This is a genomic window from Blastococcus aurantiacus (genome assembly GCF_900102425.1).
GTDB classification, from domain to species: domain Bacteria; phylum Actinomycetota; class Actinomycetes; order Mycobacteriales; family Geodermatophilaceae; genus Blastococcus; species Blastococcus aurantiacus.
On sequence record NZ_FNBT01000003.1, the window covers coordinates 174,364 to 193,041 of the forward strand.

Annotated in this window: 15 protein-coding genes and 1 pseudogene; 8 read left to right on the forward strand and 8 right to left on the reverse strand. The window is 73.4% G+C overall.

The features are described from left to right. Window positions 1–69 precede the first annotated feature (69 nt). Window positions 70–2,874, forward strand: coding sequence for a 1,4-alpha-glucan branching protein GlgB (gene glgB, locus BLS70_RS07455; protein WP_176946328.1), 2,805 nt, complete (start codon window positions 70–72; stop codon window positions 2,872–2,874). A 44-nt stretch (window positions 2,875–2,918) separates the two neighbouring features. Further along, on the forward strand, window positions 2,919–4,307 hold the full coding sequence (locus BLS70_RS07460) for a neutral zinc metallopeptidase (protein WP_369406222.1): 1,389 nt from the start codon (window positions 2,919–2,921) through the stop codon (window positions 4,305–4,307). 10 nt (window positions 4,308–4,317) lie between these two features. On the opposite strand, the gene BLS70_RS07465 is transcribed toward BLS70_RS07460, so the two are convergent. The 5 genes and pseudogenes from BLS70_RS07465 to BLS70_RS07485 all read right to left on the reverse strand — a co-directional run bounded on the left by BLS70_RS07465 (window position 4,318) and on the right by BLS70_RS07485 (window position 9,048). Then, the gene (locus BLS70_RS07465; RefSeq protein ID WP_091765952.1) at window positions 4,318–5,274 is read right to left on the reverse strand and encodes a tetratricopeptide repeat protein; all 957 of its coding nucleotides are present in this window, start codon (window positions 5,272–5,274) and stop codon (window positions 4,318–4,320) included. 48 nt (window positions 5,275–5,322) lie between these two features. Beyond that, the gene (locus BLS70_RS20725) at window positions 5,323–5,796 is read right to left on the reverse strand and encodes a hypothetical protein (protein WP_091765322.1); all 474 of its coding nucleotides are present in this window, start codon (window positions 5,794–5,796) and stop codon (window positions 5,323–5,325) included. 100 nt (window positions 5,797–5,896) lie between these two features. Further along, a pseudogene (locus BLS70_RS21615) lies at window positions 5,897–7,912 on the reverse strand (penicillin acylase family protein); the annotation flags it as partial. Between the two features lie 219 nt (window positions 7,913–8,131). Next, on the reverse strand, window positions 8,132–8,506 hold the full coding sequence (locus tag BLS70_RS07480) for a VOC family protein (protein WP_255362301.1): 375 nt from the start codon (window positions 8,504–8,506) through the stop codon (window positions 8,132–8,134). Between the two features lie 26 nt (window positions 8,507–8,532). Continuing rightward, window positions 8,533–9,048 carry a MarR family winged helix-turn-helix transcriptional regulator gene (locus tag BLS70_RS07485; protein ID WP_091765325.1) on the reverse strand — a complete coding sequence of 172 codons (516 nt, stop codon included), beginning with the start codon at window positions 9,046–9,048 and terminating at the stop codon, window positions 8,533–8,535. A 351-nt stretch (window positions 9,049–9,399) separates the two neighbouring features. Between BLS70_RS07485 and BLS70_RS07490 the strand changes: the two genes are divergently transcribed. Then, entirely contained in the window at window positions 9,400–9,912 is a 513-nt protein-coding gene (locus tag BLS70_RS07490) for a C40 family peptidase (protein WP_091765959.1), read from the forward strand. A 74-nt stretch (window positions 9,913–9,986) separates the two neighbouring features. Here BLS70_RS07490 and BLS70_RS07495 read toward each other — a convergent pair whose 3' ends face one another. Then, window positions 9,987–11,465 carry a phytoene desaturase family protein gene (locus BLS70_RS07495; protein ID WP_091765328.1) on the reverse strand — a complete coding sequence of 493 codons (1,479 nt, stop codon included), beginning with the start codon at window positions 11,463–11,465 and terminating at the stop codon, window positions 9,987–9,989. A 136-nt stretch (window positions 11,466–11,601) separates the two neighbouring features. Here BLS70_RS07495 and BLS70_RS07500 point away from each other — a divergent pair, with 136 nt between their 5' ends. Together BLS70_RS07500 and BLS70_RS07505 are read left to right on the forward strand one after the other, a co-directional pair. Next, the gene (locus BLS70_RS07500) at window positions 11,602–12,093 is read left to right on the forward strand and encodes a hypothetical protein (RefSeq protein WP_091765331.1); all 492 of its coding nucleotides are present in this window, start codon (window positions 11,602–11,604) and stop codon (window positions 12,091–12,093) included. A gap of 5 nt (window positions 12,094–12,098) precedes the next feature. Further along, window positions 12,099–12,992 (forward strand): HTTM domain-containing protein, encoded by an 894-nt coding sequence (locus BLS70_RS07505; RefSeq protein ID WP_091765962.1) that lies wholly within the window; start codon window positions 12,099–12,101, stop codon window positions 12,990–12,992. Here the strand turns inward: BLS70_RS07505 and meaB are convergent. Next, window positions 12,956–13,984, reverse strand: coding sequence for a methylmalonyl Co-A mutase-associated GTPase MeaB (gene meaB, locus BLS70_RS07510; protein WP_091765333.1), 1,029 nt, complete (start codon window positions 13,982–13,984; stop codon window positions 12,956–12,958). The genes BLS70_RS07505 and meaB overlap by 37 nt on opposite strands. Then, window positions 13,981–15,171 carry an acetyl-CoA C-acetyltransferase gene (locus tag BLS70_RS07515; protein WP_091765336.1) on the reverse strand — a complete coding sequence of 397 codons (1,191 nt, stop codon included), beginning with the start codon at window positions 15,169–15,171 and terminating at the stop codon, window positions 13,981–13,983. Before BLS70_RS07515 ends, meaB begins: the two co-directional genes overlap by 4 nt. Before the next feature lie 194 nt (window positions 15,172–15,365). Here BLS70_RS07515 and mce point away from each other — a divergent pair, with 194 nt between their 5' ends. The 3 genes from mce to BLS70_RS07530 all read left to right on the forward strand — a co-directional run bounded on the left by mce (window position 15,366) and on the right by BLS70_RS07530 (window position 18,641). Then, window positions 15,366–15,827, forward strand: coding sequence for a methylmalonyl-CoA epimerase (gene mce / locus BLS70_RS07520; RefSeq protein ID WP_218122319.1), 462 nt, complete (start codon window positions 15,366–15,368; stop codon window positions 15,825–15,827). A 128-nt stretch (window positions 15,828–15,955) separates the two neighbouring features. Then, window positions 15,956–17,287 (forward strand): crotonyl-CoA carboxylase/reductase, encoded by a 1,332-nt coding sequence (ccrA, locus tag BLS70_RS07525; RefSeq protein ID WP_091765339.1) that lies wholly within the window; start codon window positions 15,956–15,958, stop codon window positions 17,285–17,287. A gap of 163 nt (window positions 17,288–17,450) precedes the next feature. Next, a complete protein-coding gene (locus tag BLS70_RS07530) occupies window positions 17,451–18,641 on the forward strand; it encodes a coiled-coil domain-containing protein (RefSeq protein WP_091765342.1) in 1,191 nt (396 codons plus the stop codon). The last annotated feature ends 37 nt before the right edge of the window (window positions 18,642–18,678 follow it).

Here is an 18,678-nt window from a genome sequence, read left to right on the forward strand (position 1 = left end):
CGAGCTCGCACCGGGACCCTGCAGAGGGGCCACAACTGCTTCAGCACACGGCACCGGAGGAACACGACGATGAGCAGCGATGACCGGAAGGACCCGGTGGCCGACAAGGACGACCTGCAGCGCGCCGTCGAGGAGCGGGTGGCCGCCGCCGAAGCGGCCGCCGGCACGGAGCCGGTGATCAACGCCCCGGCGAAGAAGGCGACCCGCGCGGGCACCACGAAGGCGGCGGCGAAGAAGGCCGCGCCCGCGAAGAAGGCCGCCGCCAAGAAGGCGGCTCCGGCGAAGAAGGCCGCTCCCAAGCGTGCCCCCGCCGCGAAGCGGGCCACGGGCAACGTCGCGCCGGAGGGCGTGGAGACCACCGACGAGCAGCCGAGCACCGCCTCCAGTGCACCCGAAGGCGGACCCACGACCGTGCCGCCGGTCGTGGCCCCGGCGCCGATCGCCGAGCCGGGCGACCCGTCCGGCGCTCCGGCGGCGCCGCCCGAGCCGCCGGACCCCGACCCGGCGGAGCCGATGACCCCGCAGGCCCCCGCGGACGGTGCGCAGACCGGGGTGGCTGCACCTGCGGAGCCGGCGACGCCGCCCGCTCCCGCCGCCGAGGGCGCACCGGCCGGCGGTCCGGCGACCGCGGGCGGGCAGTCCAGCCTGGTCGAGGTGGGCGAGGGCGACCTGCGCGCGATCGTCGACGGCTGGTCCCCCGACCCGCACCGCGTCCTCGGCGCGCACGAGGCCGGCGGCGGCTGGGTGGTGCGCACCCTGCGCCCCGACGCCGTCTCGGTCGCCGTGCTGGACGAGGACGGCAGCCGCCACGACGCCCGCCAGGTGCACCCGGGGGGCATCTACGAGGCGCCGCTCCCCCAGCAGCCCGGCGACTACCGCATCGAGGTGGAGTACCCCGACGGCCAGGGCGGCACGACCCGGTACACCGTCGACGACCCCTACCGGTGGCTGCCGACCCTCGGCCCGCTCGACGAGCACCTCATCCGCGAGGGCCGGCACGAGCGCCTGTGGGAGGTCCTCGGCGCGCACGTCCGGCACTACGACACCCCCCGCGGCACCGTCGACGGCGTCTCCTTCGCCGTCTGGGCGCCCGGCGCGCAGGGCGTCAAGGTCACCGGCGACTTCGACTACTGGGAGGCGCGGGCCTACCCGATGCGCTCCCTGGGCTCCTCGGGCGTCTGGGAGATCTTCGTGCCCGGCGTCCCCGTGGGCAGCCGCTACCGCTACCACGTGCTGGGTGCCGACGGCGTGTGGCGGGAGAAGTCCGACCCGCTGGCCTTCGCCACCGAGGTGCCGCCGCTCAACGCCTCGGTCGTCACCGAGTCCACCCACGAGTGGGCCGATGATGCCTGGCTGGCCGACCGCGCGTCCGGCAACTGGCACGAGCGCCCGGTCAGCGCCTACGAGGTGCACCTGGGTTCGTGGCGGCAGGGGCTCTCCTACCGCGAGATGGCCGACGAGCTGGTCGACTACGTCGCCGCCGCCGGCTTCACCCACATCGAGTGCATGCCGGTGGCCGAGCACCCCTTCGGCGGCTCGTGGGGCTACCAGGTCACCTCGTACTACGCGCCGACGTCGCGCTTCGGCAGCCCCGACGACTTCCGCTACCTCGTCGACCGGGCCCACCAGGCCGGCATCGGCGTCATCGTCGACTGGGTGCCCGCCCACTTCCCCAAGGACGAGTGGGCCCTGGCCCGGTTCGACGGCACGCCGCTGTACGAGCACGGCGACCCCCGCCGCGGCGAGCAGCTGGACTGGGGCACGCTCGTCTTCGACTTCGGCCGCTCCGAGGTCCGCAACTTCCTGGTCGCCAACGCGCTGTTCTGGTGCAAGGAGTTCCACATCGACGGCATCCGGGTCGACGCGGTCGCCTCGATGCTCTACCTGGACTACTCGCGCACCGAGTGGCTGCCCAACAAGTACGGCGGCCGGGAGAACCTCGAGGCCGTGGCGTTCCTGCAGGAATTCAACGCCACGGTCTACCGGGAGGTCCCCGGGGTCATGACGATCGCCGAGGAGTCGACCGCGTGGCCGGGCGTCACCCGGCCCACCCACCTGGGCGGCCTGGGCTTCGGCTTCAAGTGGAACATGGGCTGGATGCACGACTCGCTCGGCTACGTCGAGCGGGAGCCGGTGTACCGCAGCTTCCACCACGGTCAGCTGACGTTCTCGATGCACTACGCCTACTCCGAGAACTACGTGCTGCCGATCAGCCACGACGAGGTCGTCTACGGCAAGGGCTCGCTGCTCCGGAAGATGCCCGGCGATCGCTGGCAGCAGCTGGCGAACCTGCGCGCCTACCTGGCCTACATGTGGGCGCACCCCGGCAAGCAGCTGCTGTTCATGGGCTCGGAGTTCGCCCAGGACTCCGAGTGGGCCGAGAGCCGCTCGCTGGACTGGTGGCACCTCGACGACCCCGCGCACCGCGGGGTGCTCCAGCTGGTCACCGACCTCAACGGCCGCTACCGCGAGCTGGACGCCCTCTACGCCCACGACGTCGACCCGTCGGGCTTCCAGTGGATCGACGCCAACGACGCCGCCGGCAACACGCTGTCCTTCCTGCGCTACGGCAAGTCCACCGCTCCTGAAGGGGTCGAGGGCGAGGACGCCGACGACGCCAGTGACGCGAGCCGCTCCGCGCTGGCCTGCGTCGTCAACTTCGCCGGCGCCCCGCACCACGAGTACCGGATAGGGCTGCCCCGCCCCGGGTTCTGGCGCGAGGTGCTCAACACCGACGCCGAGGGCTACGGCGGCTCGGGCGTGGGCAACCTCGGCGGCGTCGAGGCCGTCGCGGAGCCCTGGCACGGCCAGCCGTACTCGGCGACGATCGCGGCTCCCCCGCTCGGGACCGTCTGGTTGCTGCACGAGGCCTGACCGGCGGAAGTACGGGTAACGGCTGCCTCGTGGGGGAGATCAGCATGCGAGGGCGGCGGTGGGCGACGCTCACCGCCGCCGCGCTCTGCCTGCTCGTGCTCACCGGCTGCTCGGTCGTGGTCACCGGCCTGGCCAGCCCGGCGCGGCCACCGGCCACGGACGTCGCCACCGGGGACGTCGAGGTCGTCGGCGCGACCGACGACCAGGTGGACGTCCTGGCGCGCAACGCGCTCGCCGACCTCGAGACGTTCTGGGCCGGGCAGTTCCCCGACGTCTTCGGGACGGAGTTCCAGCCGCTGCAGGGCGGCTACTTCAGCGTCGATCCGGGGAACGCCGACCCCGCCGCCTACCCCCGCGGCATCGGGTGCGGCGCCGCTGCCTCCGACGTCGAGAGCAACGCCTTCTACTGCACGGCGCCCGACGCCCCCAACTCCGACTCGATCAGCTACGACCGCTCGTTCCTGACCGACCTCGGTGAGGAGTTCGGCCGGTTCATCCCGGCACTGGTGATGGCGCACGAGTTCGGCCACGCGGTGCAGGCCCGGGTGGGCGCGCCGTCGGCCTCGATCGCCGTCGAGACGCAGGCCGACTGCTTCGCCGGCACCTGGACCCGGTGGGTGGCCGAGGGCGAGGCGGAGCACTCGATCCTGCGGACCCCGGAGCTGGACGAGCTGCTGCGCGGCTACCTGCAGCTCCGCGACCCGGTGGGCACCAGCCCGCGCGAGCAGCAGGCGCACGGCTCGTACTTCGACCGGGTCGCCGCCTTCCAGGAGGGTTTCGACGACGGCGCCGAGGCCTGCCGGGACAACTTCGGTCCCGACCGGCGCTTCACGCAGCAGCCCTTCACCACGGACCGGGAGGTCGCCAGCGGCGGGAACGCGGCACCGGACGAGCTGCTCCAGATCATCGGCGACTCACTGCCCACCGCCTGGGGGCAGGCCTTCGACGACGTGTTCGAAGAGCGGTTCGACCCGCCCTCCATCGAGGCGTTCGACGGGGACGCGCCCGGCTGCGCGCCGGACGGCGACCTCGACCTCGTCTACTGCGCCGACGAGAACCTGGTGGGCTTCGACCAGCGCGACCTGGCGGCGCCGGCGTACGAGGACCTGGGCGACTTCGCCGTCGCCACCGCGGTCGCGCTGCCGTACGGGCTGGCCGTGCGCGACCAGCTGGGCCTGTCGACCGACGACGAGGACGCCGTTCGGTCGGCGGTCTGCCTCAGCGGCTGGTACGCCGCACAGTTCTACGCCGGCCAGGTCGGGGGCGAGATCAGCATCTCCCCGGGTGACGTGGACGAGGGCGTGCAGTTCCTGCTCGCCTTCGGCAACGAGCCGTCGGTGGTCCCCGACGCCGACCTCACCGGCTTCCAGCTCGTCGACCTGTTCCGCAACGGTTTCGTCGAGGGGCTCGACGCCTGCGGCCTGGACGTCTAGCGCAGGGCGCTCAGTACAGGGCCATCGTCAGCGCCCGGCGGGCGGGGCCGACGCGGGGGTCCTGGTCGCCCACGACCGTGAAGAGCTCCACGAGGTGCTTGCGGGCCTGGTCGCGCTCCTCCCCGGCCGTCCGGCGGATGACGGCGAGCAGCCGCTCGAAGGCGCCCTCGACGTCGCCGGTGCCGAGGAGGAAGTCCGCGGCGCGGGTCTGCGCGGTCACGTCGTCGGGCGCCGCGTCGGCACGGGCCAGCGCGTCGGGCCCGGCCTCCTCGGCCCGGCGGAACACCTGCACCTGCCGCAGCGCGATCCCGGCGTCGGGGTGGTCGGGCTCCTCGGCCAGGATCGCCTGGTAGGCGGCCTCGGCGGCCGCGAGGTCACCGCGCTCGAGCGCGGCCTCGGCGGCGTCCAGCCGCGGGTCCTCCAGCTCCGGTGCGGCCTCGCCGTCGCCCGGCACCGCTCCGCCGGTGGTGGCGCGGACCAGCTCGGCGACGAACTGCCGGGCCTGCTCCTCCGGGATGGCGCCGTTGAACTCGGCGATCAGCTGGCCCTGCCACACGGCCTTGACCGCCGGGATGCCCTGCACCCGCAGGCCCTGCGCGAGGGCCGGGTTGGCGTCGACGTCGACCTTGGCCAGCACCCAGGAGCCGCCGCCCTCCGCAGCCAGCTGCTCCAGGACCGGCGACAGCTGCTTGCAGGGGCCGCACCACTCGGCCCACAGGTCGAGCACGACCGGCACCTGGAAGGAGCGGTCGAGCACCTCGGCCTGGAACGTCGCCTCGGTGACGTCGACGACGGCGCTGCCCGGCGCCCCGGCCGGAGCCGCGGCGCTCGGCGGCGGAGCAGCCTGGGCGCGCGCGGCGGCCTCGGAGCGCGCCTTGACCGCGGCCAGGTCGACGGCGCCGGCCATGGTGGCGGCCATCTGGGCCTGCGCGCGAGGGTCGGGGCGTCCGGGGCGGGTCGGCTGCATGACCTCGATCATCCCACCGAGCCGTCGGGCGCGTCGGCCGCGGGTGGATCAGCGGTCGCGGTGCCCGGTGAAGCTCACCACCTGCTGGAACGTCGGCCGGTTCTGCCAGTCGATGTCGCGGACGCCGATCACGCCCGTGGCCGTGGCCCGGATGTCGTCGATGTGCTTGTCGTAGGCCAGCTCCGCCACCGATGCGACGCCCTGCTCGGCCAGCACGCGGTCGACGGCCGCCCGCAGGGACGCCCGCAGCTCCCCGGTGCACCGCGCGTCGTCGCCGCCGCCGCAGTACGAACGCGACCAGTGGTCGTCGGAGCCGGCCAGATCGCGGGCGACGTAGCCGTACCAGGCGACGTTGTTCCAGGCCGAGCCCAGACCCTGCCGGGGGTGGTCGTCCAGGCGCTGCGGCAGCTCCGTGACGAGGTCGCCGAGCGTGCCGCGCAGCACGTCGTGCGCCACCGATCCCGCGGTGCCGTCCTCGCCGGTGGCCTCCCACCAGGCGTCGAACAGCGCGATGGCGGCCATCGTAGGCGCCGTCGCGGTCGGCGTCGATCCGGTGTGCGCCGCGGGTCTGCCAGTCGCGCAGCAGCGCGGTCGCCACGGCCAGCTGCGGATCGTCGCCGATCGCGTCGAGCAGCGCGGGCAGGGTGTAGTCGGCACGGACGTCGACGGTCGCCGCGTCCTGCACGAGCGCCACCAGGTCCGTCGTCCGCACGCCGCCGTCCGCGACGAGGGCGTCGAGCCGGTCGGACAGCGCCAGGCTCCGCTGTACCGGGCCCCAGCCCCACACGTCGTCGGCGGCCGCCCAGCCCGGTGCGGGCTTGTTGTTCCACGAGACGAGGTAGCCCGAGGGCGGGTTCACCTGCTGCGGGTGGTCCTCCGGCGCGAGCCAGCCCTGCCAGCCGAACTGCTCGTCGGCCCAGCGCGGCAGGTGCGGGTCGGTGCCCTCGGCGCGCTCCGGCAGCAGCCCGGAGGAGTAGAAGGCGATGTCGCGGTCGTCGGCGTAGAACCAGTTGAACGTGTAGTCGATGGCGGACGCTGCCTCCTGGAAGCTGGCCGCGTCGTGCACGGAGTCCGGGTCGCCGAACCGCTCGAAGCCCACCACCGAGTCGAGCTCCCGGTGGTAGGTGCTGCGCTGCAGGACGATGCCGACCGGCTCGCCGTCCACCGTCGTCCGGAGATGGACGATGCCCTGCTCGGTGCGCAGGACGAGGAAGCGCAGCAGCTGCGGCGCACCGGCCCCGCCCAGCGTGGGGAGCGCCAGCTGCTCGTGGACCCGGCTGTCCATCGCGACGCACCGGTCGCCGTCGAGGTAGCCGGTGGACTCCACGGTGGCGGGTCCGCCACCGGGCTCGCAGAGCCGCACCACGACCGTGTCCACGTTGTCGCTGTTCGCGCTGGTGGCCGACCAGGCGTGGTCGACGCCGCGGCCGAGCTGCACCACGAAGTTGGTGCCGGCGAAGGAGACACCCCGCGCCTGGATGCCCGGCGCGACGACGGCCTGCTCCGTGAGCAGCTGGGGTGCGTAGTAGCTGGTCTGGGGGCCGAAGACGGCACGCGGGTGCCCGTCCTCGGTGTGCTCGCCCGAGACCAGGGCGGCATTGCTCAGGCCGTCGGCCATCGAGCCGAGGTCCAGCGTGCCGAACGGCCCGGTGACCTCCTGCGGCGGAGCGGCCGGCAGGCCGGCGAGCGGGTCCGGGAGCGCTCCCCCGACCGCGGAGCCCGAGCCGGGCGCCGTCGGGCCGTCGAGGTCGGGCAGGGCGACACCGGGCAGGGACGGGTCCACCGGGGTGCCGCCACCGTTCGGGGTCGGCACGGACGACGTCGTCGGCGCCTGCGGGTCGTCGGCCGAGCGCAGGTCGTCGAAGACGCGGCGCCCCTCCTCCGGGCCGAAGCGCTGCTCGAGCTGCTGGAGCCACCGCGCGTTGGCGTACTCGGCGCCGCCGCCCTTGCCGAAGATGCCACCGACGAGCGAGGCGATGTAGACGACGTCCGCGCGGTCCCACGGCTCCGGCACCTTCTGCAGCGCGACGTACTCGACCGGGCAGTCGGCGCCCACCACCAGACCGGGGCACAGCGCCTGCTGCCCGGCGTTGATGCCTTCGACGTAGGCGTCGGTGGCGCGCAGCAGCGCCTGGCCCTCGTCGCCGAAGCGTGCGGCGACGTCCTCGACCTGCGCCTGCGCCTCCTCCTCGGTGTAGAAGGCGGTGCGGAGCTGCTCCTGGTCCATGGCGATGTTCGCGGCACTCGGGCCGAGGAACTCCGAGGCACGGGCCGCCCCGACGTGGCGGAGGACGTCCATGAGGAACATGCGGTCCTGCACGCCCACGTAGCCCGACGCCCAGGCGGCCAGCTCCCGGGTCTCGGCCTCGATGTAGGGGACGCCGAACGAGTCCCTTCGGATCACCACGCCGTCCCGGGGGCGGTCGATGCGGACCGCGTCGGCATCGGAGAGCGTGAGCGGGGCGTCCTTGTAGTACTCGCCCAGCGACTCCTCGGTGAGCGAGCCGAGGTCGGCGGCGTTGAGCGCGTCGTACATCTCCAGCTGGTCGGAGAAGTTGACCGGCGCGTTCCGGCCGTCGACTGCCTGGCGTCCCAGCGGGTCGCCGAGCACCGAGCCGACCGCTCCGGGGAGCGTCATCCCACCGGACTGGCCCGGCGGCAGGATGTTCCGCACCCCGCCGTACTCCTCGGCCGTCTCCTCCGTGGCCTGGGCGGCGGTGGGGAGGACGAGGCCGGTCAAGGCGACCGCTCCTGCCACGAGCACGGTTCCGAGCCGCACGACGAACCTCCGGGTCCGGGAGTGTTGTCGTGGGCAACGACCCGGTCGCCGGTGGGTTACGTCACAGTGCGGCGCCGGTCAGCGCTCGGCCCAGACGCCCAGCTGGTTGCCGCTGGGGTCGGCGAAGTGGAAGCGGCGACCGCCCGGGAACGCGTACGGGCCCTCGGTCACCCGGCCCCCGGCCGCCTCGACGGCGCCGAGGGTCCGGTCCAGGTCGGCGGAGAAGAGCAGGACCAGGGGCCCACCGGGGCTGGGCGGCTGCTCGTCGAGCCGGAGGCCGCCGACCTCGGGCCCTCCCTCCGCGCCCCGGATGCCGGAGTACGCCGGCCCGTAGTCGGTGAACCCCCAGCCGAAGGCGTCGGCGTAGAAGCGCTTCGCCGCGGCGAGGTCGGTGACGGTGAGCTCGACGTAGTCGATGGTGTGGTGCCTGGCACCTGTCATGGCGTCGGTCATGGCGCGCATGGTGCCGGGAGGGTCTGTCAGGAATCGGCGCCCGACACGTCGCCCGCGCCCAGCCGGACGCGGCGGAGCACCTCGAAGAGGGTGCCGAGGTCGTCGTCCGCCAGGTCGCCGAGGCCGAAGTCCAGCTCCGTGAGGGCACGCGTCCCGAGTTCGACCACCGCCCGCCCGGCCCCGGTGATGCCGGCGAGCACGCCGCGCCCGTCGGCCGGGTTCGGACGACGGTCGACGTAGCCGGCCACGACGAGCCGGTCGATCGCGTTGGTGACGCTGGTCGGGTGCACCATCAGCCGGCTCCCGATCACCTTGAGCGGCAACTCCCCGGTGCGGCTGAAGGTGAGCAGCACCAGCACCTCGTACCGAGCGAAGGTCAGCTCGTGCGGCCGGAGCACCTCGTCGAAGCGGGCCAGCAGGATCTGCTGCACCCGGAACACCGACGTCGCCGCCCGCATCGCCGCCGCCGGCCCGAAGCGCTCCTCCCAGGTCTGCCCGGCGCGCTCGATCGGATCGAAGGGCAACCCCAGCGGCCGGACCATGCCCGGGACGCTACCCGTGGCGGCCCGGCGGGCTGTCGCCGATCCGGCTGTGACCGGGGACACCCGACCCCTGTTATCCCAGTGCTGGCGCGACATGTCGACCCGTCGACCTGTCGATCCGGCGGCCGCCGGGTTGAAGCCCGGCACGGCGGTTCGTACGGTGGAGGAGCCGGCCGGGTGGTCGCCGCCCGACGAGGGTGGCCCCGGCCCCGGTACCGCCGCAGCCCGGAGTGGAGCCCCACGAGGCCCCCCGGAGCGCGAGCCGCCCAGCACACCCGACGAACCAGCTCAGGTGTGCTGCGCCGTGCCCGCGACCAGGCTGCGACGGGCGAACGGAAGGAGAGCCACCGCATGGTGACCACTCGCCCGAACAGCACCTCCGCCCACGTCGTCCGCCGCACCGGCGCCGGCCTGCTCGCCGGGGCCGCAGCCTCGCTGGGCCTCTTCCTCACACCCGCCACCGCGGTCGCCGCCGAGCCCGCGGCCGCACCCGTCGCCGCGCAGGCCCCGGCGCCCGCGCCGGCCCAGGTCGCCGTCGACACCGCCCGCGCACAGGTCGGGAAGGCCTACCAGTACGGCGGCAACGGCCCCGACAGCTTCGACTGCTCGGGACTCACCTCCTACGCCTACCGGGCCGCGGGCATCGAGCTGCCGCGCCGGAGCGCCGACCAGGCCACCGTCGGCGTCCCCGTCGCGAGCGCCGACCTGCAGCCCGGCGACCTGGTCTTCTACTACGAGCCGATCAGCCACGTCGGCATCTACGTCGGCGACGGCGTGATCGCGCACGCGGCGACGGAGTCCACCGGCGTGGAGTACCACAGCGTGATCATGGAGGGGTACAACACCGCGCGCCGGATCGTGTGATGAAGGACCCGGTCCTCCTCACCGCTCGCACGCTCGCGGCGAGCCTCGGGACCGGGCCGTAGGCGGCGCCCGGCTCAGCGCAGGGCCGGGCGCAGCGGCGGCACCTCGCGGACGCCGAACACGTCCCGCAGCGCGACCCGGGCGCCCAGGTCACCGCACATGCCGTGCACCGCCGGCCCGGGCGGGGTCGCCGAGGACGCCAGGTACACGCCCTCCACCGGCGTCCGGTAGGTGTTCCAGCGCGGGACGGGCCGGGCCAGCATCTGCCGCAACGTGGCCTGCCCGTTGGAGATGTCGCCCCCGAGGTAGCTCGGGTTCCACTGCTCCATCTGGACGGCGTTCTTGGTCGCCCGCGCGACGACCGTGTCCTTGAAGCCCGGTGCGAAGCGCTCGATCTGGTCCTCGATGGGCCCGGTCATGTCGACGTCGGCACCGTGCGGCACGTGCACGTAGGCCCAGAAGATGTGGCCGCCCTCCGGTGCCCGCGTGGGGTCGGGCACCGTGGGCTGGACGGCCAGCACGTAGGGCTTGTCGGTCAGCCGGCCCTGGTTGGGAGCGCGCTCACCTGCGAGCGTCTCCTCGAGGGTGCCCGCGACGTGGATGGTGCCGGCCCGGCGGACGTCGGGGTTGGTCCACGGCACCGGCTCGGACAGGATCCAGTCGATCTTGAAGACGCCGGCACCGTGCTTGTACCGCCGGACCCAGCGCCGGTAGCCCTCGTTGAGCCGGTCCCCCGCCATCGTCACGAAGTCCTCGGGCGTGGTGTCCAGCAGGACCGCGGGCACCCCCTCGAACTCGCGCAGGTCGGTGACCCGGTGCCCGGTCACGACCTCGCCGCCCTGCTCCTCCAGCGCCGTCACCATCGCGTCGGCCAGCTTCTGCGAGCCGCCCTCGATCACCGGCCATCCGGCGTGGTGGGACAGCATCGCCAGGAGCATCCCCAGCGCGGAGGTCAGCGGCTGGCTCAGGTCCAGCATCCCGTGCGCCGCGGCGCCGGCGACGAGCGCCCGCCCCTCCTCGGTGTCGAAGTACCGGTTGGCCAGCCAGCGCACGTTCGGCAGCCCGGTCAGGGCGAACTTGGTGACCTCGGCGACGCTCTTCGTGGGCAGCGAGCGCAGCCGGCTGGAGAGGAAGAAGTCGACGACGTCGGTGCCGTGGTCGACCAGCGGGCCGAACAGGCGGCGGTAGGCCTCGGCGTCGGGCCCGAGCCCTGCGGCCGTCTCTTCCAGCGAGCGGAACGACAGGGCCGCTCCCCCGCCGTCCAGCGGGTGGGCGAAGTTGACCTCCGGGTGCACGAAGCGGACGCCTCGGCTCTCCACGTCGAACTCGCGGAAGAACGGCGCCGCGACGGCCATCGGCTGCACCGTCGAGCAGACGTCGTGGTGGAAGCCCGGGCGGATCAGCTCCTCGGTGCGCATCCCGCCGCCGGGCCGGTCACCGGCGTCCACCACCTGCACCCGCAGGCCCGCCGCGGACAGCCGCAGCGCGGCGGCCAGCCCGTTGGGCCCCGCTCCGACGACGACGGCATCCGGTCGTCCAGCACGCCCGCTCACCCGGTGATCCTCACGACGGCGCGACCGATCCGCAAGTTCCGGGGCGCGTGGGTCGGGCCGTGCCCGTGAGGCTCGGTGACCGGCGTCGCGCGCGTGCCCGTGGCGGTCGGCGCACGGCCGGATCTAGCCTTCGCCGGTGCAGTCCTCCCTCGATCCCCCACCGACGGCCGAGCCGGAGGTGCTCCGGCTGACCCCCGCCGGGCGCCGGAGCCGTCTCGCGGCCGTGGTGCTCGTCCTGGCGCTGCTGCTCGCCGGCACCGTCTGGGGCGACGACGACGCGTTCCCGTTCGGTCCCTTCCGCATGTACTCCACGCGCAACGACCCGAACACCCCGGTGATCTCCACCCGGGCGGTCGGGGTGACCGCGGCGGGCGAGGAGGTGCGGCTCTCCGGCGGCCAGGTGGGTCTGCGGCGAGCCGAGTTCGAGGGTCAGATCGACCGGCTGCGCGAGCACCCCGAGCTGCTGGGGCTGCTCGCCGACTCGTTCGAGGACGCCAACCCGGACGCCCCGGAACTCGTGAAGGTCCAGATGGTGCACCGGAAGTTCGAGCTGGCCGACGGCAAGCCGACGGGCGACTACACCGACACCGTCGTCGTCGAATACGACCTGGACGAGGGGGACTCGTGACCACGATGTCGACGAACACGACCCCGACCACGGCCGCCCGTCCGCTGACGAGCCGCTGGTGGTTCACCCCCGTACCGCTGGCGAGGATCGCGGTGGTCCGCGTGATCGCCTATCTGTTCATCCCGGTCGACGTCTTCCTCACCACCGCCTGGGTCAAGGCGCACGCCGACGTCCCGACCGAGTGGTACGCCCCGCTGCTGATCGGGCGGGTGCTGCACCTGCCCACGCCCACCCACACCCTGGTCCTCGTCGTCCAGTGGGCGCTGGTGCTGGCCGCGGTGGCGGCCGCCACCGGCCGGGCGCCGCGGCTGCTCGGCACCGCCGTCTTCCTCCTGTACCTGGAGTGGATGGTCATCGCGATGAGCTACGGCAAGGTCGATCACGACCGGATCGCCTTCCTCGTCCTGCTCGCGGTGCTGCCCACGATCGGCTGCGCGCGGTTCCGCGACCGGCGGAGCTCGGAGGCCGCGGGCTGGGCGATGGCGGCCGTGCTCGTGACCGTCATGCTCACCTACTTCCTCGCCGCCTGGGCGAAGATCCGCTTCGGCGGCTGGGACTGGCCGACCGGTTCCACGCTGACCCGGGCCGTGCTGCGCCGCGGCACGTGGGCGTCGGACTGGACGCTCGAGGTGCCCTGGCTGCTGACCGCCGCGCAGTGGGTGATGGTGATCCTGGAGCTCGCGGCGCCGCTCATGCTCTTCGTGCGCAGCGACCGCGCGCGCATCGGGCTGGTGCTCTTCCTGCTCGGCTTCCACCTCATGGTGTTCGCCGGCGTGACGATCATCTTCCTGCCGCACGTCGTCGCGATCCTGTCGATCCTGCCGTGGGAGCGGCTCACCGCCCGCTTCGCACGGCAGGCGCCTCAGAGCCTCGCGACCAGCTCGTCGGCCGCGGCGTAGGGGTCGGTCTCCCCCGCCACGACCCGCTCGGCCAGCGCGCCGAGGGCCGCTGACCCGCGCAGGTCGCCGATCCGGGCACGCAGCGCGGCGAGGGCGATCGCCTCGATCTCCCGCGCCGCACGCTCGGCCCGCCGGCGGTGCCCCTCCCCGGAGGACTCCAGCCAGCTCCGGTGGTCGGCCACCTTCGCCAGGACGTCGTCGATGCCGTTGTCGGTGTCGCGGGAGGCCACCGTCCGGCAGATCGGCGGCCGCCAGCCACCGGGCTCGGAGTACCGGCCGCCGAGGGACTGCATGTAGCGCAGGTCGCGCACCGCCTGCTGGGCGCCGTCGCGGTCGGCCTTGTTCACGACGAAGACGTCGGCGACCTCGAGGATCCCGGCCTTGGCCGCCTGGATGCCGTCGCCCATCCCGGGCGCGACGAGCACCAGGGTCGTGTCGGCGAGCGAGGCGATCTCCAGCTCGGACTGGCCGACCCCGACGGTCTCGATCAGCACGACGTCGCACCCGGCGGCATCGAGCACGCGCAGGGCCTGCGGGGTCGCCCACGACAGTCCGCCCAGGTGTCCCCGCGACGCCATGGAGCGGATGAAGACGCCGTCGTCACCGGCGTGGTCCTGCATGCGCACCCGGTCGCCCAGCAGGGCGCCGCCGGAGAACGGCGAGGACGGGTCGACGGCGAGCACGCCGACGCGCTTGCCGGCCTGCCGGAGCGCACGCACCAGCGCCGTCGTCGTCGTCGACTTGCCGACCCCCGGCGAGCCGGTGAGCCCCAGCACCTGGGCCCGGCCGGTGTGCGGGGCCAGCGCGGACGCGACCTCGCGCAGCGCGGGGCTGGCGTCCTCGACCAGCGAGATCAACCGGGCCACCGAGCGCGCCTCGCCCTCACGGGCCCGCTCGACCAGTGCGGGGACGTCGACAGCACGCCGCCCCCGCCGCCCGGAGGCGGCGGGGGCGGACGTCTGGACCGCGGTCCCCGCAGGGACCTCCGTCACGCGTTGCTGGGCGCGTGCAGGATCAGGGCGTCGCCCTGGCCACCGCCGCCGCACAGCGCGGCGGCACCGACCTTGAGGCCCCGGCGGCGGATCTCCAGCGCGACGTCGAGGACGACGCGGGCACCGCTCATGCCGATCGGGTGCCCGAGGGCGATGGCGCCACCGTTGGGGTTGACCTTCTCGGGGTCGATGCCCAGCTCGCGGGTGGAGACGATGCCAACGGCGGCGAAGGCCTCGTTCAGCTCGACGACGTCGAGGTCCTTCGGGTCGATGCCCTCGCGGGCGCAGGCCTTCTTGATGGCCCCCGACGGCTGGCTCTGCAGCGTGGCGTCCGGCCCGGCGACGACGCCGTGGGCGCCGATCTCGGCGATCGGGGTGATGCCGAGCTCCTTGGCCTTGGCCGCGCTCATGACCACCACGGCGCAGGCGCCGTCGGAGATCTGCGAGGCGGTGCCGGCGGTGATCGTGCCGTCCTTGGCGAAGGCGGGCTTGAGCTTGCTCAGGCTGTCGACCGTGGTGTCGGCGCGGATGCCCTCGTCGTCGGTGAACTCGATCGGGTCGCCCTTGCGCTGCGGGATGAGCACCGGGGTGATCGACTCGGCGAAGACGCCGTCCTTGTGCGAGCGCGCGGCCTTCTGGTGGCTGGCCGCGGCGAACTCGTCCTGCTCCTCGCGGGTCAGGTTGTAGCGGGAGTTGGCCTGCTCGGTGAGCGCGCCCATCGCCACCTGGTCGAAGGTGTCGGACAAGCCATCGTGCGACATCGAGTCGATGAGCTTGGTGTCGCCGAACTTCGTGCCGGTGCGCGAGTTGGCGAGGAGGTGCGGCGCCTGGGTCATCGACTCCTGGCCGCCGGCGACGACGATGTCGTACTCGCCGGCGCGGATGAGCTGGTCGGCCATCGCGATGGCCGACATGCCGGAGAGGCAGACCTTGTTGATGGTCAGCGCGGGCACCGACATCGGGATGCCGGCCTTGACCGCGGCGGGGCGGGCCGGGTTCTGCCCGGCGCCGGCCTGGATGACCTGGCCCATGATCACGTAGTCGACCTGGTCTCCGGAGATACCGGCGCGCTCCAGCGCGGCCTTGATGGCGAAGCCACCGAGGTCGGCGGCGGAGAAGTCCTTGAGCGAGCCGAGCAGCCGGCCCATCGGGGTGCGGGCGCCGCTGACGATGACCGAGCGGGACATGAGGCCTCCAGTGCCGGGCCGCCGATGCGGGCGACCGGTTAAGACAGAGCCGCGCTGAGCGCGCGGCGTCGGGCTGTATACCAGGATAGGACCACGCCCCGGTGGACGTGGTGTGGCCCACTCCCGGTCACCCGACCGGGCAGCCGGACGGCCCCGGAGTGTCGCCACCGGCGGCAGCGCGGCAGGATGCCGACGTGACCACCAACGACGCTGCGGCCACGGGTATGCCCGAGGGTCTGTTCACCACCATCGACCACGTGGGCATCGCCGTACCCGACCTGGACGAGGCGATCGCCTTCTACGCCCAGGCCTTCGGCGTGCGGTCGGTGCACGAGGAGACCAACGAGGAGCAGGGCGTCCGCGAGGCGATGCTCGCCGTCGGGGACGGCGACACCCGCATCCAGCTGCTCGCGCCGCTGACCCCGGAGTCGACCATCGCCAAGTTCATCGGCCGCTCGGGCCCGGGCCTGCAGCAGCTGGCATTCCGGGTCGACGACGTCGAGGCCGTCAGCGCCACCCTCCGCGAGCGCGGCCTGCGGCTGCTCTACGACGTGCCCAAGCGCGGCACCTCGGACAGCCGGGTCAACTTCATCCACCCCAAGGACGCCGGCGGGGTGCTCGTCGAGCTGGTGCAGCCCGCCGCGTCGGCGCACTGACCGCGCGCCCATCCCCGACCACCCTTTCCGGCGGGCCCGTTACCGATCGGTAGCCTCTCCCGTCACCGCAGTGCCCAGTACCGCCCTCGGAGCCGGCCGTCGACGGCCTTCCACGAACAGGAGTTCGCGTGAACGAGATCAGGGACGCCATCCTCGCCGACCAGCTGGACGCGCTGGGGGGCCTGGCCGTGCCGGAGTCCTACCGCGCCGTTGTCGTGCGCAAGGACGAGCAGAACATGTTCGAGGGGGTGCCGACGAAGGAGAAGGACCCCCGCAAGTCCCTCCACATCGACGAGGTGCCCACCCCTGAGCTCGGCCCGGGCGAGGCGATCGTCGCCGTCATGGCGTCGTCGGTGAACTACAACACCGTGTGGACGTCGATCTTCGAGCCGGTCTCGACCTTCGGCTTCCTCGAGCGCTACGGCCGCCTCTCGGAGCTGACCAAGCGGCACGACCTGCCCTACCACGTGGTGGGCTCCGACCTGGCCGGCGTCGTCCTGCGCGTGGGCCCGGGCGTCAACAAGTGGAAGGCCGGCGACGAGGTCGTCGCGCACTGCCTCTCGGTGGAGCTCGAGGACCCGGCCGGTCACGACGACACGATGATGGACCCGCAGCAGCGGATCTGGGGCTTCGAGACCAACTTCGGCGGTCTCGCCGAGCTGGCTCTGGTCAAGAGCAACCAGCTCATGCCCAAGCCGGCCCACCTCTCCTGGGAGGAGGCGGCCAGCCCTGGGCTGGTCAACTCCACCGCCTACCGCCAGCTGGTCAGCCGGAACGGCGCCCACATGAAGCAGGGCGACACGGTGCTCATCTGGGGCGCCTCGGGCGGCCTGGGCTCCTACGCCACCCAGATGGCGCTCAACGGCGGCGCGATCCCGGTGTGCGTCGTCAGCAGCCCGGAGAAGGCGGAGATCGTCCGCAAGATGGGCGCCGAGCTGATCATCGACCGCTCCGCCGAGGGCTACAAGTTCTGGAAGGACGAGCACAACCAGGACCCCAAGGAGTGGCAGCGCTTCGGCAAGAAGATCCGTGAGCTGACCGGTGGCGAGGACGTCGACATCGTCTTCGAGCACCCCGGCCGCGAGACCTTCGGCGCCAGCGTCTACGTCGCCAAGAAGGGCGGGACGATCGTCACCTGCGCCTCCACCAGCGGCTACATGCACCAGTACGACAACCGCTACCTGTGGATGAACCTCAAGAACATCCTCAGCTCCCACTTCGCCAACTACAAGGAGGCGTGGGAGGCCAACCGGCTCATCGACAAGGGCCTCATCCACCCGACCCTGTCGAAGGTGTACCCGATGGAGCAGGTCGGCCAGGCCGCCCTCGACGTCCACAAGAACGCCCACCAGGGCAAGGTCGGCGTCCTCACCCTCGCCCCCGAGGAGGGGCTGGGCGTGAAGAACGCCGAGAAGCGCGAGAAGCACCTCGAGGCGATCAACCGCTTCCGCGGCGTGTAGCCAGCGTCTGACGCACTGCACCGGGCCCGGCTCCCCTTCCCGGGGGCCGGGCCCTCGTGCGTCCACCCCCTGCCCGGCGTGGCTCCCGTGGCGTCGGTGACGATTGGGATCGCACGAGCGCGACACGGTGACGAGCCGATACCCCTTCTGCGAGGATGACGACATGAGCGACCCCCGCCACGAACTGCCGATGCACGAGGCGCAGCACTCGTTCGACGTGGTGCTGCGGGGGTACGACCGCAGCCAGGTCGCCGACACCATCGAGCGGCTCGAGGCGGACTTCCGCATCGCACTGGCCGACCGCGACGCCGCCGTCGCCCGTACCGCTGACCTCGCCGGTCAGCTGTCGGCGATGCACGGCGAGATCGAGTCGCTGCGCCGCAAGGCGGCCACCGCCTCGGCCCCCACCTTCGAGAACATCAGCGAGCGCATCCAGCACATGCTGCAGCTGGCCGAGGAGGAGGCCGGCGAGATCCGCCGCGCGGCCGAGCTCGACGCCCAGGCCGTGCGCGAGCAGACCGACGCCGAGGAGCGCGCGCTGCTCGAGCGCCACGCGGCCGGTCAGGCCGAGGTGGAGCGGATGATCGCCGAGGCGCGTCAGGGCGCCGAGCAGATCATGCAGAAGGCCCAGCTGCGCGCCGACGAGCTCGTCGGCAAGGCCCAGGAGCGGGTCGCCCGCCTCGACGCCGAGTCGCAGGCCCGGCGGGCGAAGGTCGAGGAGGACTTCGACATCGCCCAGCGGGCCCGCCGTGCCGAGGCCGCGCGCGCCGAGGAGGAGCGCGAGCGCGTCTCCACCCAGGCCGCCCGCCAGCGCGTCGCCGCCGCCGAGCAGCACGCGGCCCAGCTGGTCGCCGACGCCGAGGCCAAGGCCGAGGCCATCCGCGGCGTGCGCGACGAGCTCACCAGCCGGCTGGTCCAGGCCCGGCGGCTGCTGGACAACCTGCCCGACCTCGGCGACCGCCCGGAGCAGCCGGCCACCCGTGCCGTGGAGCGCACCGAGCCGGCCGGTCCGGAGACGCGTGCCACCGAGCCCGAGCGGGCCGAGGCGGGCCGGGCGCCCGAGCAGCGCCCGCAGCCCACGCCGCGCGTGACCCAGCCCGCCGCGGCCGCACCCCAGGCCGCCGCCGAGCCGGCCCCGCCCGCGACGACGACGGCGCCTGCCGGTTCGGGCACCCCGGCGTCGCGCGGCGACGGCGAGGCCGCCCGTCAGCCCGCCCGGGCCGAGGGACCGGTCACCCGGCAGCTGCCGCTGCCGCCCCGCCCGAACCAGACCCCCGCCGGCGCCACCGCCGCTCCGGCCGGCGGTCCGTCGACCCAGGCGATCGACCAGCCCGTCGCGCAGGGTCGTTCCTGAAAGAGGACCCCCCTGCCCCCCGACACCCGCAGGCTCG